Genomic DNA, 14,847 nt, shown 5'->3' on the forward strand with positions numbered 1-14,847 from the left:
AAAGCGGGGCTTATAGTACGTGCAACCCTTCACGAGCAAGTCAACTTAACAATTGAAGGAGTAATTGATAGAAAGGAGAACTAAGATGAGAATTAGTTCAGCAGAAGAAAGAGAATTTTTAGAAGGAGTTTTTACCGCGTATTCATTTTCCAATGAGGACAGTGCCTTATTGGCAGATACACTAGTTGATGCTGATTTAAGAGGGATTGCTTCCCATGGTATTCAACGTTTAGCCTGGTATATCAGGATGATCAAAGAAGGAACAATTCAACCACAAAATAAGGTTAAGGTGCTCAAGGAGACACCGACTAGTTTGCTCGTCGATGCTAACAAGAATATGGGTCAAATTGCGTCGGCGTTTGCAATGAAAAACTTAATTAAAAAGACAAAACAGGTTGGTCTTTCAATGGCAGTTATTCGGAATTCTAATCATTTTGGAACTGCAGGATATTATTCACGGATGGCTGTTGCAGAGGGCCTGATTGGGATTGCAACCACTAATACACGTCCGTTAGTAGCCCCCACTAATGCAACCCAAGCATTTTTAGGGTCAAATGCTTTTGCTTTTACTTTCCCTGCAAGTCCACATCCTTTTGTCTTTGATGGGGCAACTTCAGTAGTTTCTGGCGGTAAAATTCAGGTACTTGCCAAAAATAATAAACCACTTCCGGGGGATTGGGCGATTGATGGTGAACGTAATGTGATTCATGATGCACAAGCTGCCGAAGATATTTTAGCCAAAGTAGCCTTTACGGAACATCAAACAGGTGGCGGCGTGCTGACGCTTGGAGGCAACTCTGAAAAGAATTCCAATTACAAAGGTTTTGGCAACTCACTGATAATTGAACTTCTGACTGGAATTCTTGCTCAAGGTTCAATCTCGGCTGATACCAACACGGGTGAACACGATTTTAGCCAGTTTTTCTTGACACTTGATCCAGCTGTTTTTGGTGATTTAGAAACGTTTGCCACGAATGCGACTGCAATGTTTACCCGCATTCGCGGACTAGAGCATACTCCTGGAACGCAAATTATGATTCCAGGGGATCGTGAATACAAAAACTACCATGAAAATCTTCAACAAGGAGTTTTACTTGACGAAAAAAGTGCTGCTGAGATAAAAGAAATTGCACAAGAATTGGAAATAACAGTCCCGAAATTTAAATAAGCAACGTGTTGGATTTTTATAAATAAGTTCTAAATAGCCGATTTTTTCTGCCTGACAGTGCATGGTTGCATGGCGAAAGAACAGCTATTTTTATTTTTTGTTAGCGCTAACAAAGATGTGCTGTTACTCAGTAATGTTCTGGGATGATTTTTATTAAAATCAGGTAAAAAAAAGACTAGAAATTAGGTTTTCTACAATGTTTTGCAGTCGGGTTAATTGATTTTAAGCGCTATAGTAGTATATTTGAATTGAATACGTTTTAAATTTTCTTGCTTGAATGCGAGTTGAAAAGTAACTTTAAATAACTAAGGGGGAGTTTTACATGAGTATCGTTTCATTAGCTCGCTTTCAATTTGCAATGACAACGATTTACCACTTTTTCTTTGTCCCATTCTCCATCGGATTGGCACTCGTCGTTGCAATTATGGAGACAGCATACATTGTGACTAAGAAAAAAGAATACCTCAAAATGACCAAGTTTTGGGGAAATATCTTTTTGCTGAGCTTTGCAGTCGGAGTTGTAACTGGTATTATTCAAGAATTCCAATTTGGGATGAACTGGTCGGATTACTCAAGGTTTGTGGGGGATATTTTTGGTGCCCCGCTTGCTTTGGAAGCTTTATTAGCTTTTTTTATGGAATCAACTTTCTTAGGTCTGTGGATCTTTACTTGGGACATGGTTAATCCAAAATTGCATGCTGTTTTCATTTGGCTAGTGACATTTGCATCAATGATTTCGGCATTGTGGATTTTAGCGGCTAATAGTTTTATGCAGCATCCAGTGGGATATTCCATTAAAAATGGGCATGCTGTGATGACAGATTTTAAAGCCTTGTTGACGAATCCGCAACTATGGTATGAATTTAGCCATGTGATTGCCGGAGCAATTGTCACGGGCGGAGCAGTTGTCGCCGGCTTGGCGGCTTTTAGATTGTTGAAGAAAAAAGTTGAGAGTCCAGCCTTTTACAAAAAGTCATTGAAAATCGGATTGGTGGTGACACTCTTCGGTTCTATCGCAGTTTTGACAGCTGGTGATCTGCAGATGAAGGCACTTGTCCGTGAACAGCCGATGAAATTTGCAGCTACTGAAGGTCTTTATAAGGATACTGGTGATCCAGCAGCGTGGACATTGATCGCTTGGGCTAATGAAAATCAGCACAAACGTATCTGGGGAGTTGATCTTCCTTATGTACTGAGTATTCTGGCATACGACAAGCCATCTGGTGCCGTCCAAGGCTTAAATAGCGTTAACAAACAGTTAGTGAAGAAGTATGGTGCACGTAATTATTATCCGCCGGTCAATGCTGTTTTTTGGAGCTTTAGAATCATGGCTGGTTTTGGCACCTTGATGTTGTTAGTCTCCTTGCTAGGACTAATCCTTGCACGAAAGAAGAAACAACTATTGTATAAACAACGCTGGATGTTGTGGGTGCTAGGATTGTGTACGTTTGCCCCTTTTTTGGCGAATACTGCGGGTTGGTTGGTAACAGAGTTAGGCCGCTATCCATGGACAGTCTATGGCTTATTCACAATTAAACAGAGTGTTTCGCCGAATGTTTCAGTTGCCTCTTTGCTGACGTCAAACATTATTTACTTCCTGCTCTTTACGGGACTTGCGATTACAATGGTTTCGTTAATCGTACGAGAAATGCGTAAGGGACCTGATCACGATGAATCACTCAGTGAACAGGAAAAAAAGGATCAGCAGGTTGATCCTTTTGATAAGGGGGCGTTTGAATAATGAGTACTTTGCAAGTTCTATGGTTTGTTTTAATCGGAGTACTTTTTTCAGGTTTTTTCTTTCTGGAGGGTTTTGACTTTGGAGTTGGAATGTCTATCCAGACTCTTGCACACAATGAAAAAGAAAAGGATCAGTTAGTTGCGACGATTGGGCCAGTATGGGATGGAAACGAAGTCTGGTTGATCACTGCAGGAGGTGCGATGTTTGCCTCCTATCCATTCTGGTACTCAACTCTTTTTAGTGGATACTATCTCATTTTATTCATTATATTGGCTGGCCTGATTATACGGGGGGTCTCTTTTGAATTTAGAAGCAAGGTGCCTGAAGGGCAGAAACAATTGTGGAACTGGGCACTTTCGCTTGGCAGTCTGCTGGTACCTTTCTTTTTTGGAATCATGTTCATCAGTTTGATTCAAGGGATGCCCATAGATGCTAGTGGGGATATGCGGGCTAGGTTTGGCGATTACTTTAATCTTTTCTCTTTGGTTGGAGGAGTTGCCTTAACCCTAATGAGTTACCTGCATGGACTGAACTACATTGCTTTAAAAACAACTGGACCCGTGCGGCAAAGAGCTAAGAATTATGCGAAGTTTTTATATGGAATTTTTTATGTTGGCTTGCTGGCATTTGCAGCATTGCTTTACTTCAAAACAGACTTTTTTGCACGGCACCTAACGACTTCAGTAATTTTTGTATTACTAATTGTTGTTTTGACATTATGTGCTAATATTGCGGTATTCAAAGGTCACGAGCTAGGCGCATTTCTTGCTAGCGGTGGGACTTTCATTGCATTAGTGGCACTTTTATTTACTGGTCTCTTTCCCCGGGTAATGATCAGTTCTGTAAGTGCTAAATACGATCTATTGATTACAACTGCTTCCTCAAGTCCATATACACTTAAGATTATGACTTACATCGCGCTTTCATTTTTACCGTTTGTACTTGCATATATCGCTTGGACATATTACATCTTTAGGAAGCGGATCAAACACACTTCAGCACTGGAGAACAAGTATTGATTGATAAGCAATTACTTTCTTTGCCCGGGATCAAAAAAATACTTGGAATTTTGACAGGCCTGGCTTTTGTACAAGGGCTTGCAATTGTTGGACAGGCGTATTTTTTAGCAAAAACGATTGTTGGATTATGGAATGGCGGGAAGTTGGGCACACAGACAGGATGGATCATCCTGTTTTTGCTGTGTTTCGGCTTACGCCACTTCATGGTTTACGGCCGGGATAAATTACTCGATGCTTTTGCTGCTAAACAGGCTGCATGGTTGCGTAAAAGATTATTAGGCAAAATTTTTCGCGTCGGTCCACAGATCGTTCAAACCAACGGGACAGGCAATGTGACTACTATGGCACTTGAAGGCATGGATCAGGTAGAAAACTATTTCCACTTGATTTTGGCAAAGGTAATCGGTCTAATGGTTGTTCCATGGTTGATTCTGCTTGCAGTTTGGTATTTTGACTGGAAATCAGGTGCTTTTTTGTTAGCAATTTTCCCCTTGATTATTGTTTTTATGGTTGTGCTAGGATATGCAGCACAAGCCAAAGCTGATCGGCAGTACAAAACATATCAGATGCTTGCTAATCATTTTGTAGACTCTTTGCGTGGGATTGATACTTTGAAATTTTTTGGGCTTAGCAAACGCTATGCGCGCAGTATTTTTAAAACTAGTGAACGTTTTCGCAAAGCAACCATTAATACACTTAAAATTGCAATTTTATCGACCTTTGCTTTGGATTTTTTTACGACACTTTCAATTGCGGTCGTTGCAGTTTTGTTGGGACTCAGACTTTTAAATGGTCAAATTTCACTTTTTCCAGCTTTGACCGTACTAATTCTCAGTCCGGAATATTTTTTGCCAATCCGGGACTTTTCTGGGGACTATCATGCCACTTTGGACGGGAAAAATGCTTTGAGTGCACTCCAAAAAATTCTGACAATTACAGAGCCGCAAATTAAGCAAATCAGTATTGAGCAGTGGCAACCGACCAGCCGCTTGGAACTCAAAGAAGCAAATTTTGCTTATGAAAAGGGGCAGCCGGCTTTGGCAGCAATTTCGCTAGACACAGTTGGCTATCAAAAAGTTGGCATTATCGGGTTGAGTGGTTCCGGAAAATCAACATTGATTAATGTGCTGAGTGGCTTTTTGCAACCGCAAAAGGGACAGGTTTCTTTTGGAGGACATCAGACAAATTCCTTTGCTCAACGGGAGTGGCAAAAGCAGTTGCTTTATTTACCGCAGAATCCTTACATTTTTAAAGCAACGCTGCGGGAAAATATCGCATTTTACAATCCTGAAGCAACCCCAACACAAATTGGACAGGCACTTAAGGTTGTTGGACTTTCACAACTGGTTGCACAATTGCCTGAAGGGTTAGAGACTGTTATTGGCGAAGGTGCTAGAGAACTGAGCGGTGGTCAAAGCCAGCGAATAGCATTGGCACGTATTTTCCTTGATCAGACACGCAAAGTACTGTTATTTGATGAACCCACAGCCCACTTGGATATTGAAACAGAGATTGAACTGAAGGAAAGAATGTTGCCGTTGATGGAGGATCACCTTGTCTTTTTTGCAACGCATCGATTGCACTGGATGCAGCAAATGGACCAAATAATTGTAATGGAAGATGGCAAAGTAGCTGAGATGGGAACTTTAGCTGATTTGCAACGAAAAAATGGTGCGTTTGTACGTTTGAGTCGTTCTTTGAGGAGGATTTGAGATGAAGATATTTAAACTTTTCAAAGAAGATACATGGGTTAGGCCTTTTTTGGGTAAATATCGCAAATCATTAGTTTTGGCTTTAGTTCTTGGCTTTTTTACCTTTTTTTGCGGTGGAGCGCTGATGTTTAATTCTGGTTATCTAATCAGTCGGTCGGCATCGCATCCTGAAAATATTTTGTTGGTTTACGTCCCAATTGTACTGACACGGGCTTTTGGTATTGGTAGGCCTGTTTTTCGCTACTTGGAGCGGTTGACAAGCCATAATTGGGTCTTAAAGTTGACCTCTGAATTAAGACTAAAGCTCTATCAAGTAATCGAAAAGGATGCTGTGTTCTTCAAAAGCAAGTACCAAACAGGGGATATCTTAGGCTTACTTTCAGAAGACATTGCGCATCTGCAAAATTTGTATCTCCAAACTGTTTTTCCGACTGTAATTGCATGGAGCCTGTACTTCTTTATTATTCTAGGATTAGGCTATTTTTCTGTTTGGTTCGCGTTAGTCATGCTTTTATTGTTGGGAATTTTGGTTTTTGTTTTTCCACTGACAGCTGTTGTTGCTAATGGTGCCAGACAAGAAAGACAAAAATTTTTACGCAACAAACTCTATGCTGAATTAACTGATAATGTGCTAGGAGTTTCAGATTGGATCTTTAGTCAAAGAGGATCAGCATATAATCAATTGCATGCACCTGCACAAAATGAGTTGCAGCAAGTTAAGCAAGCAATCAGGAATAATGATCATAAACGCGACTTTTTGGTGCAATTGTTATTTGGGGTTTTAACGGTGGTTTTGGTTTGTTGGACCAGTGCAGCCTTTCCGGGCAATCATGGCGGAGCTGCTAATTGGATTGCTGCTTTTGTATTATCAGTCTTTCCGTTAATTGATGCCTTTGCGCCTTTAGGAGCTGCTGCACAGGAGACGAATGTTTATCAAGACTCATTGGTGCGCTTGAATTCCTTACCAACTGAAAAGCTTGTCGAAAAGCCTGCGGTGCCAGCTTTAAGTGCACCTTTTCAGCTTAAAATCACCCATGTGGCTTTTCATTACGAAGATTCGCAAAATCTGGTACTAAATGAGCTTGATCTGACCATTCAAAATGGTGAACATATCGCGATTCTTGGCCGCAGCGGTTCAGGGAAAAGTACATTGGCAAGGCTTTTGCGGGGAGATCTGAGACCTACTAACGGGCGTGTAACTTTAAATGGAGTTGCGACAGCAGATTTTGGCGACAAAATTTGCCGGTATGTGGGTGTGCTTCATCAAGCGCCTTATCTGTTCAATACCACAATCAGTAATAATTTGCGGATGGGAGACGAAGATGCTACGGAAGCAGAGATGTGGACAGTGCTTGAACGAGTGGGACTAAAAAAATTAGTTGCTCAGCTGCCACAAGGACTCGAAACAATTGTGGATGAGGCTGGGTTGCGCTTTTCTGGAGGTGAGCGGCATCGGCTTGCGCTTGCTAGAATATTGTTACAAGATGTACCTCTAATTATTTTAGATGAGCCGACAGTCAGTCTTGATCCTGTGACAGAACAAGGTTTAATTGAGACGTTTATGAAACAGTTAAAAGGGAAGACGATTATTTGGATTACGCACCACTTACAGGGCCTTTCACTAATGGATAAAGTTGTCTTTATCGAGGACGGTTGTTTGGAAATGAGCGGTACCCCGCAAGAACTGGCACGTACAAATCAGCATTATCAAAAACTGTTAGCAGTTGACCACGGAGTATTGCATTAAAAAAGCCGTAACTTTTTAGCAGAAATAATTATGCTGCGCAGTTCAGCTTCTAATTTACACTCTCTAAAATTTACGTTTAAGCAAAGCGGAGGTGATTTTTTCGATTTGTGTGCGGGCGGGTGAAACAGGAAGTTCAGCAATTAAAGCGCTGGCTCTTTCAGTATAAGTACGTGCTAATTTCACGGCTGATTTAGTACCGCCGTATTTACGCACGAGTTGTCCAACCTGTTTGACCTCAGAAGTCGTAATCTTTTCTTCTTTTTGGAGTAGTGGTTCAAAACTATCAGGATGTTCGGCGTAAGCAAAAAGCAGCGGTGAAGTATAGACGCCTTCTGCGAGATCTTCAAGGACCGGTTTTTTGAGAGTACCTGCCGTTGAGGTGTAATCAAGAATGTCATCAAAAATTTGAAAAGCAATTCCGATATTTTCACCGATTTGTGCCGCTAGTTGTTGTACTTTTGGAGCGGCCTTTCCAAAGTGGGCACCTTCAAGGCAAGCTAGGCTGAAAAGTTCTGCAGTTTTGCCATTAATATTCTTCAGGTAGTCTGTGATTGTTTGGGTGCGCGAGTAACGTGTATTCATTTGTCCAAGTTCACCTAGCAGTAGTTTTTTCATTGCTGCGGCGTTACGCTGCATTAGAGTGGAACCGTTCATAGTTTCAATCAAGAGCTCAAAAAAGACGGTAAAAAGCAGGTCGCCAGCATAGACGGCAACATCTTTGCCATATTTTGACTGGATTGTGATTTCACCGTGTCGCAAGGGGGAATCATCAATAATGTCATCGTGAATTAAAGTTGCTTTATGTAATAATTCAAGCGTCGCTGCTACTTTGATAAGATGAGCTTCATCTTGGTGCTGGATGTCCCCTAAGCCGGCAAATAGAAAGAATAAGCCTGGACGTAGCATTTTTCCTTGGTCGCTAGCGCATGCGGCTAATAAAGCTTGTAGATTGTCATTATCGCTATGCAGGCGGGCGTCAATTAAATGAGTTACTGCTTGAAGTTTGGGGACGATCGTTGGATAATGTTTCCATATCTCTAGCATACTAAATTCCTTTCTGGTAACCATTGAGCATAATATGTTCTACACTATATTAAACCATAAATTCCTGTTTAGCTATAAATAAAGAAACGAGGTGCTTAAATTGACAATTCCAGTTTTCTTAGAGCTGGTTGAAATAAAGGCCAAGACCGCCAGTGTGCTCCCCTTTATTCTTGGTGCTTGTTACAGTTGGTACAATTACCATACATTGAATCTGCTTGCGCTCATTGTCTTTTTTATTGCGATGTTTATTTTCAATATGGCAGTTGATATTCTTGATAATTATAATGATTACCACCATGCTAAAGCAGGACACGATTATAAGCGAAAAACTAATATTATTGGACGCGAGAATTTATCCGTGAAAGGTATTTTTTGGTTGTTGAGCGCAATGATTGCAGTGTCTGCTGTCATGGGGTTAGTCTTAGTGTATTATACAGGGTGGCCTTTACTAGTAATGGGTGTAATTTGTTATTTAGTGGGGATCTTTTATTCATCTGGACGGCATCCGTTATCAAGTTTACCGTTAGGAGAGGTTTTTTCTGGTCCGACAATGGGCTTTTTGATTACATTAATCTGTGTGTATGTTAATACTTATCAAGTTTTTACGTGGAATTTAATGTCGTTAGGCGGAGTTTTACTAATTTCGCTGCCTAATACACTCTGGATTTCAAATCTGATGCTGGCAAACAATATTTGTGATCTGGAAGAAGATGAAAAAAATGAACGTTATACCCTAGTACACTATCTCGGAAAGGGGCGTTCTGTAAGATTATTTGTTATAATGAATGTGGTGGCAGTGATCGCTCTCGTCTGTGCAGTGGGGGTTGGAATTGCCCCTTGGACAATCCTATTTTCTTTACTGGTTCTTCCTTTGATCATCAAGCAAAATAAGCTCTTTTTGGAAAAACAGGTTAAGAAGGAAACTTTTATTTGCGCGGTTAAGATTCTTGCGGTTGGAGCGGCAAGCCAGGCAGTGACATTTTTAATGTATATGCCGTTTAGTTAATTTAAAAATATTTTGAGGAGATGTAAGAATTGAAGGAGATTGTTATTTTAGGTGCAGGATATGCTGGTTTAAGAGCGTTACACTATTTGCAAGCAGGTCACGGCGATTATCATATTACGTTGATTGATCGTAATGATTATCACTATGAAGCAACAGATTTGCATGAAGTCGCTGCTGGCACACAACCTAAGGAAAAGATTACATATCCAATTAGAGATGTGATTAAAGAAAAGGTTACAACTTTTGTACAAGCAACTGTTACGAAGATCGATCGCGAACAACAACAAGTTTTACTTGAAGATGGTAACAAGTTATCTTACGATTACCTGATTGTTTCACTTGGTTTTCGTTCAGAATCATTTGGAATTCCAGGCGTAGAAGAAAATGCGCTTGAAATGGTTGATGTGCCAACTGCTGAGAAAGTTTATCAGCATATTATTGCCCAGATGAAAGACTATGCCCAGACGAAAAAGGCTGAGGACCTTAAAATTATTGTTTGTGGTGCAGGGTTCACTGGAGTTGAATTGCTGGGGGCACTTTCTGACAAACGTGCAGATTTTGCTCAATTTGCAGGTGTCGCTAAAGAAAAAATTGAAATTTTCTGTGTAGAAGCAGTCACACGTCTCTTGCCAATGTTTGATGAGAAACTTGCAGATTACGGGATTACTAGTCTTAAAAACTGGGGAGTTAAATTCCTGACAGGTAAACCAATCAAGGAAATCAAACCCGGTGTTGTAGTTTATCAAGATGATAAAGAAACTGGTGCCACTAAAGAATTAGCGGCCAATACGATTATCTGGACAACCGGCGTTAGCGGCAGTCGCGTAATGGATGCTTCTGGTTTTTCACAAAGACGTGGGCGTGTAATGGTTGCTGCGGATCTAACAGATCCAGAATACTCAAATGTCTCCATTTTGGGTGACGTTTCTGCGGTAATGAACAAAGAGAACAATCGTCCATATCCAACTACTGCTCAGATTGCACTTAAAATGGGCGAATATGCTGCTAAGAATATTTTAACAAAGATAAATGGCGGTGGTGAAATGGCTGACTTTACTTTCAAGTCACTGGGCACAGTTGCCTCAATCGGCAATACGCATGCCTTTGGCACGGTAGGACATTCTGCGGTCAAAGGTTTCCCGGCTTCATTCCTCAAGAAAGCGATCATGGATAAATCATTATTTGAAACTGGTGGTTTTAAGGAAGTCTTTGCCAAAGGACGCTTTGATCTTTACCATTAGTATTAAGATTTAAAATAATTATCAAAAGCTGCGGCAAATTTAATATTTTGTGGCGGCTTTTTAATTTGGCAATTTTTTGAATACTGCACTGTACTGCAATGTACATAAAAACCATATTACTATTTTGCTTAATAGTGAGCAAAATGTCAATCCCAAAAGAGAAATTCAAACTGTTAAAATTTAAAAAGCTTCTATAAATATATAAAAATCAGGAAATAAAAAACTTAAATTTTCAGTTTAATATTGTGCACAATTTAATTTGTGCTGCTGTTTTTTTAAAAAGACACATGCACAAAAATGAAGCGACGATAACAGGAGTTCAAATAAAACTAGGCGACATCTTATCGATTAAAGATCGACAAAAAGTCGCCTAGAAAAAGCTACTAAAGATTTACTTATAAATATTAATTAGTCCTTGAGTTCCCTGATTTCCCAGATGTTTAACATCTACCATAACTTCATATAAACGTTTGGCGGTTGCAGTTGCTCTTAAATCAAGTCCCATGCTGTCAGCTTCTTCTAATGCAATCCGTAAATCTTTAAGAAAGTGACGGGCAAAGAAACCAGGTGTAAAGTCATCTTTCAAGATTCGCGGCACATAATTCTCCATACTCCAGTTATCTGCACCACCAGCGGACAGTGTTGCCAGTACTTTTTGTTCATCGAGACCGGCTTGGCGCGCATAGAGAAGCATTTCGGTCAGTCCCGTCATAGTCCCGGCAATCATAATCTGGTTGACCATTTTAGCATGCTGTCCTTTACCAGCGGTGCCAAAATAATTTGTTTTTTTGGCGACTAAATCAAACAAGGGGGCCACCTTTTGATAAATACTTTCTTCCCCGCCTACCATGATAGTCAGTTGAGCATTTTGTGCGCCGACATCGCCGCCTGAAACGGGGGCATCCAGTGCATGGAATTTGTGAGCAGACGCATATTCAGCAATTTTAGCCGCAAGTCGCGGTCGACTAGTTGTCATATCGACAGTAATTCCAGCGGGAGCCAACCCTTTGAAAATACCATTGTCACCAAAATAAACTTCCGCTACATCTTGAGGAAACCCGACCATTGTAAAAACAATTTCACTTTTTTGTGCGACATCTTTGGGGGTGGGAGCCCAAGTTGCTCCCTGCGCCACTAGACTATCAGTCTTGCTTTTTGTACGATTGAAAACAGTTAGTGAGTGTCCAGCAGCAAGAAAATGGCCGGCAATTGCGGCTCCCATAACTCCAGTTCCGATAAAACCGATTTTCATATTTAAACTCCCCTTCTAAGAATTACTGAAGCAGCTTGATTAAGCTAACTCCAATGATCATAATAACGATTCCGAAGATCTGTGTAAATTCAAGCGGCCTGCGTGGTGATTCAAACAGACCAAAATGATCAACTACTAGGCTTCCAATAATCATTCCTAGTAAAACGATCAGGGTAACTACTCCGGTTCCAAGCAAAGGCACCAAGTATGAATTTCCAGCTACAAACGCGGCACCCAATAAGCCACCAGACCAAGCCCACCAAGGAAAACGAACGTTGAACAAGCGCGGCAGCGTCTTTTTGCTGCTACTGCCCAACACGATGCACCAAAGGCAAAGAGAACCGACGAAAAATGAAATAAAAGCAGCATTGAGCGCTGAGTGTAAGACAGATCCTAAGTGCCCATTGATAGCTGTTTGTGTTGCGCTGAGTGCACCGGTTAAGATCCCAAAAAAACGCCACAGCCAGATCTGATTTTCGTGGTGAAGACTACTTAATTTATTTTTATGCAGTATTTCAGGTAGGGCAATGGCAAAGAATACACCTAAGACAACGATTAAGGCTCCCAAGATCCGGGTCAGTGTCAACGGATGATGTTGTGAATAGAACAAACCGAAGTTGTCAATTGTGAGGCTAGCAATAATTTGTCCCAGAATCGGCATGATTACAGTTTGGACGCCGCCTAAATGTGGGAAAAGTAAAATGTTACCAGTTAGAAAAATTACACCTAAAAGGCCGCCGACCCACAACCAAACAGGTTGAGAACTAAATAAGGCAGGTGCCGGGATTAGTGACCCTTGACTTAAAGTAACCACGACAGCCAGACAAAGAGTCCCAGTTGTAAAGGAGATCGCTGAGGCAGCAAAAGATGACCGCACTACACTACGCAAACGTGAGTTGATCGCTGTTTGGAGCGGAAGAAAAATTCCAATGACGGTTGCTAAAGCAAATAAAAACATAATGCACTTCCTTTGTTAGAAAATTTATAAAAAAGCACCTGAATTTTCAAAATGCAAAGTATAGCTGAACGGGTGGCTTGATTTAAACTCAAATTTGCCAGATGGCACAGTTAACTATACATGCAAGGTTAAAAATCTACAAACCACACCTCCCACATTGTAAGCTAACAAGCTCAGGTGAAATTGATAGAGAGTGTGACATAAGTCGGGAAAATTTGAGTACTAACTCGAAATTACGAACATAGCGAGTACCTTGCTATGAGTAATTCGAAGTTAGACGGAGAATTTTGACTTATGGAACACGTTTATGCAGAATAACTAGAAAAAGAGTGTGACATAAGTCGGGAAAATTTGAGTACTAACTCGAAATTACGAACATAGCGAGTACCTTGCTATGAGTAATTCGAAGTTAGACGGAAAATTTTGACTTATGGAACACGTTTATCCGGAATAAAAGAGGGGCTGTGACAAAATTTAACTTTTGTCACAGCCCCCTTTGATGTGAAGTGAGTTCTGTTCAATTTTTTCGCATGGCGCAAAAAATAAGAAAAAGTGGCTTTGGTGGCAAACAAGCAAGCATTAAAACAAAGCTGGTTCATAAAAATTACTTGACAAACATTCTATTTAGATTACAATGATTGCCATAGACTTTTAATTAACGATAAACATGTTGAAGAGCAGAGACGAATTTCTACTTCTCAGAGAACTTCCGGTGGGTGCGAGGGAGCGAAGCAGGTGTTCTGAAGATGGGCTCTGAATGGCACCGGTGATTTTTTAGCCGGCGACGATTTGCGCACGTTACTGCGGCAGGGTTTACAATTTTTTTGTGACCTGTTGAGGCAGTCCTTGTGAAAGTGCTGCAAATTAAGGTGGTAACACGAATCGCATTCGTCCTTTGGGATGGGTGCTTTTTTTGTGCTCAGAGTAGGCAATTCAACATGGTGTTTAATGTTTTTGGAGGAGGAGAAGAAGAAAAAGAACAAACAGGTCAGACAAGCAGTAGTAAAAAAATGGGAGTCAGCTATTATAAAGGAGAAGTTATCATGAAGAAAAAACGCAATCTTATTATTTGGTTAGTTGTTATTGTAGTGGTTATTATCGCTGGGTATTTTAGTTTTGGGGGCGGCAAATCTAGTCAGGGGCAGACGGTGACAGTTGGGATTATGTCAGGCTCAAAGCAAGATGACGCAATCTGGAAGACAGTTGCTAAAACTGCAAAAGATAAGTACAACATTACTTTGAAATTCAAAAAATTTACCGACTATTCACAGCCTAATAAAGCTTTAACCAGTGGCAACGTTGATCTGAACGCATTTCAACATTACGCATTTTTAGATGCTTGGAACAAAGCAAACAAAACAAACATTGTGTCAATTGGCAAGACAATTATTACCCCAATCCGTGTTTATTCTAAAAAGATCAAGAATATTAATCAGTTAGCAAATGGAGATACAATTGCAGTTCCAAATGACGCAACTAACGAATCACGTGCATTGTTTGTTTTGAAAAATGCGGGCTTGATTACCTTGAAACCTAATACTAAATTGGCGACTGTCAAATCAATTGAAAAGAATCCCAAAAATTTACAAATCAAAGAACTTGATGCTAGTCAGACAGCACGTTCGTTATCAGATGTCTCTGCAGCTGTGATTAATGGAAATTATGCGCAAACGGCTGGAATTAATTATAAATCTGCAATCTACGTTGAACCGGTCAACAAGGATTCTGAACAATGGATTAACATTATTGCTGCTAACAAGAAGAACAAAGATAAGAAGGCCTACAAAGAAGTAGTTAAAGCCTATCAAACAGCAGCAACTAAGAAAGCAATTCAAAAAGCTTATGGGACATCTGAATTACCGGCTTGGGATATTAAACTTAAGTAGAAACATTAAGTATGTTCACAAACCGCATTAGCAGTGTCTAGGTATTTTACTTTAAAAAGTCGTGAGGTGTGAA

The 14,847-nt window shown here is 40.4% G+C and carries 11 protein-coding genes and 1 other annotated feature; of the genes, 8 read left to right on the plus strand and 3 right to left on the minus strand.

Translation table 11 applies throughout. The annotated features are described in order from the left end of the window. The first annotated feature begins 85 nt into the window (after positions 1 to 85). The 5 genes from AB3Y88_RS06630 (at position 86) to cydC (ending at position 7,387) form a co-directional block, all read left to right on the plus strand. Positions 86 to 1,168 (plus strand): Ldh family oxidoreductase, encoded by a 1,083-nt coding sequence (locus AB3Y88_RS06630; RefSeq protein WP_056959549.1) that lies wholly within the window; start codon positions 86 to 88, stop codon positions 1,166 to 1,168. Between the two features lie 322 nt (positions 1,169 to 1,490). Further along, positions 1,491 to 2,909 (plus strand): cytochrome ubiquinol oxidase subunit I, encoded by a 1,419-nt coding sequence (locus AB3Y88_RS06635; RefSeq protein WP_056959551.1) that lies wholly within the window; start codon positions 1,491 to 1,493, stop codon positions 2,907 to 2,909. Further along, positions 2,909 to 3,928 (plus strand): cytochrome d ubiquinol oxidase subunit II, encoded by a 1,020-nt coding sequence (cydB, locus tag AB3Y88_RS06640; RefSeq protein ID WP_228889884.1) that lies wholly within the window; start codon positions 2,909 to 2,911, stop codon positions 3,926 to 3,928. Before AB3Y88_RS06635 ends, cydB begins: the two co-directional genes overlap by 1 nt. Further along, positions 3,925 to 5,640, plus strand: a complete 1,716-nt coding sequence (gene cydD, locus AB3Y88_RS06645; protein WP_056959555.1) for a thiol reductant ABC exporter subunit CydD — start codon at positions 3,925 to 3,927, stop codon at positions 5,638 to 5,640. Before cydB ends, cydD begins: the two co-directional genes overlap by 4 nt. A gap of 1 nt (position 5,641) precedes the next feature. Further along, the gene (cydC, locus tag AB3Y88_RS06650; RefSeq protein WP_228889887.1) at positions 5,642 to 7,387 is read left to right on the plus strand and encodes a thiol reductant ABC exporter subunit CydC; all 1,746 of its coding nucleotides are present in this window, start codon (positions 5,642 to 5,644) and stop codon (positions 7,385 to 7,387) included. Between the two features lie 63 nt (positions 7,388 to 7,450). Here the strand turns inward: cydC and AB3Y88_RS06655 are convergent, their stop codons facing one another. Continuing rightward, the gene (locus AB3Y88_RS06655; protein ID WP_228889890.1) at positions 7,451 to 8,431 is read right to left on the minus strand and encodes a polyprenyl synthetase family protein; all 981 of its coding nucleotides are present in this window, start codon (positions 8,429 to 8,431) and stop codon (positions 7,451 to 7,453) included. 100 nt (positions 8,432 to 8,531) lie between these two features. Between AB3Y88_RS06655 and AB3Y88_RS06660 the strand changes: the two genes are divergently transcribed. Together AB3Y88_RS06660 and AB3Y88_RS06665 are read left to right on the plus strand one after the other, a co-directional pair. Further along, a complete protein-coding gene (locus tag AB3Y88_RS06660; protein WP_056959562.1) occupies positions 8,532 to 9,437 on the plus strand; it encodes a prenyltransferase in 906 nt (301 codons plus the stop codon). Positions 9,438 to 9,466: 29 nt separating this feature from the next. Further along, positions 9,467 to 10,678: an NAD(P)/FAD-dependent oxidoreductase gene (locus tag AB3Y88_RS06665; protein ID WP_056959564.1), complete on the plus strand. Its 1,212-nt coding sequence runs from the start codon at positions 9,467 to 9,469 to the stop codon at positions 10,676 to 10,678. A 391-nt stretch (positions 10,679 to 11,069) separates the two neighbouring features. On the opposite strand, the gene AB3Y88_RS06670 is transcribed toward AB3Y88_RS06665, so the two are convergent. Both AB3Y88_RS06670 and AB3Y88_RS06675 read right to left on the minus strand, forming a co-directional pair. Then, positions 11,070 to 11,930, minus strand: a complete 861-nt coding sequence (locus AB3Y88_RS06670) for an NAD(P)-dependent oxidoreductase (RefSeq protein ID WP_056959566.1) — start codon at positions 11,928 to 11,930, stop codon at positions 11,070 to 11,072. A 22-nt stretch (positions 11,931 to 11,952) separates the two neighbouring features. Then, positions 11,953 to 12,888 (minus strand): DMT family transporter, encoded by a 936-nt coding sequence (locus AB3Y88_RS06675; RefSeq protein ID WP_054757414.1) that lies wholly within the window; start codon positions 12,886 to 12,888, stop codon positions 11,953 to 11,955. Between the two features lie 661 nt (positions 12,889 to 13,549). Beyond that, positions 13,550 to 13,787, plus strand: a binding site (T-box leader). A gap of 144 nt (positions 13,788 to 13,931) precedes the next feature. Between AB3Y88_RS06675 and AB3Y88_RS06680 the strand changes: the two genes are divergently transcribed. After that, positions 13,932 to 14,774 (plus strand): MetQ/NlpA family ABC transporter substrate-binding protein, encoded by an 843-nt coding sequence (locus AB3Y88_RS06680; RefSeq protein WP_056959589.1) that lies wholly within the window; start codon positions 13,932 to 13,934, stop codon positions 14,772 to 14,774. Positions 14,775 to 14,847 lie beyond the last annotated feature (73 nt).

It is taken from the genome of Liquorilactobacillus satsumensis, assembly GCF_964065465.1.
GTDB lineage: Bacteria > Bacillota > Bacilli > Lactobacillales > Lactobacillaceae > Liquorilactobacillus > Liquorilactobacillus satsumensis.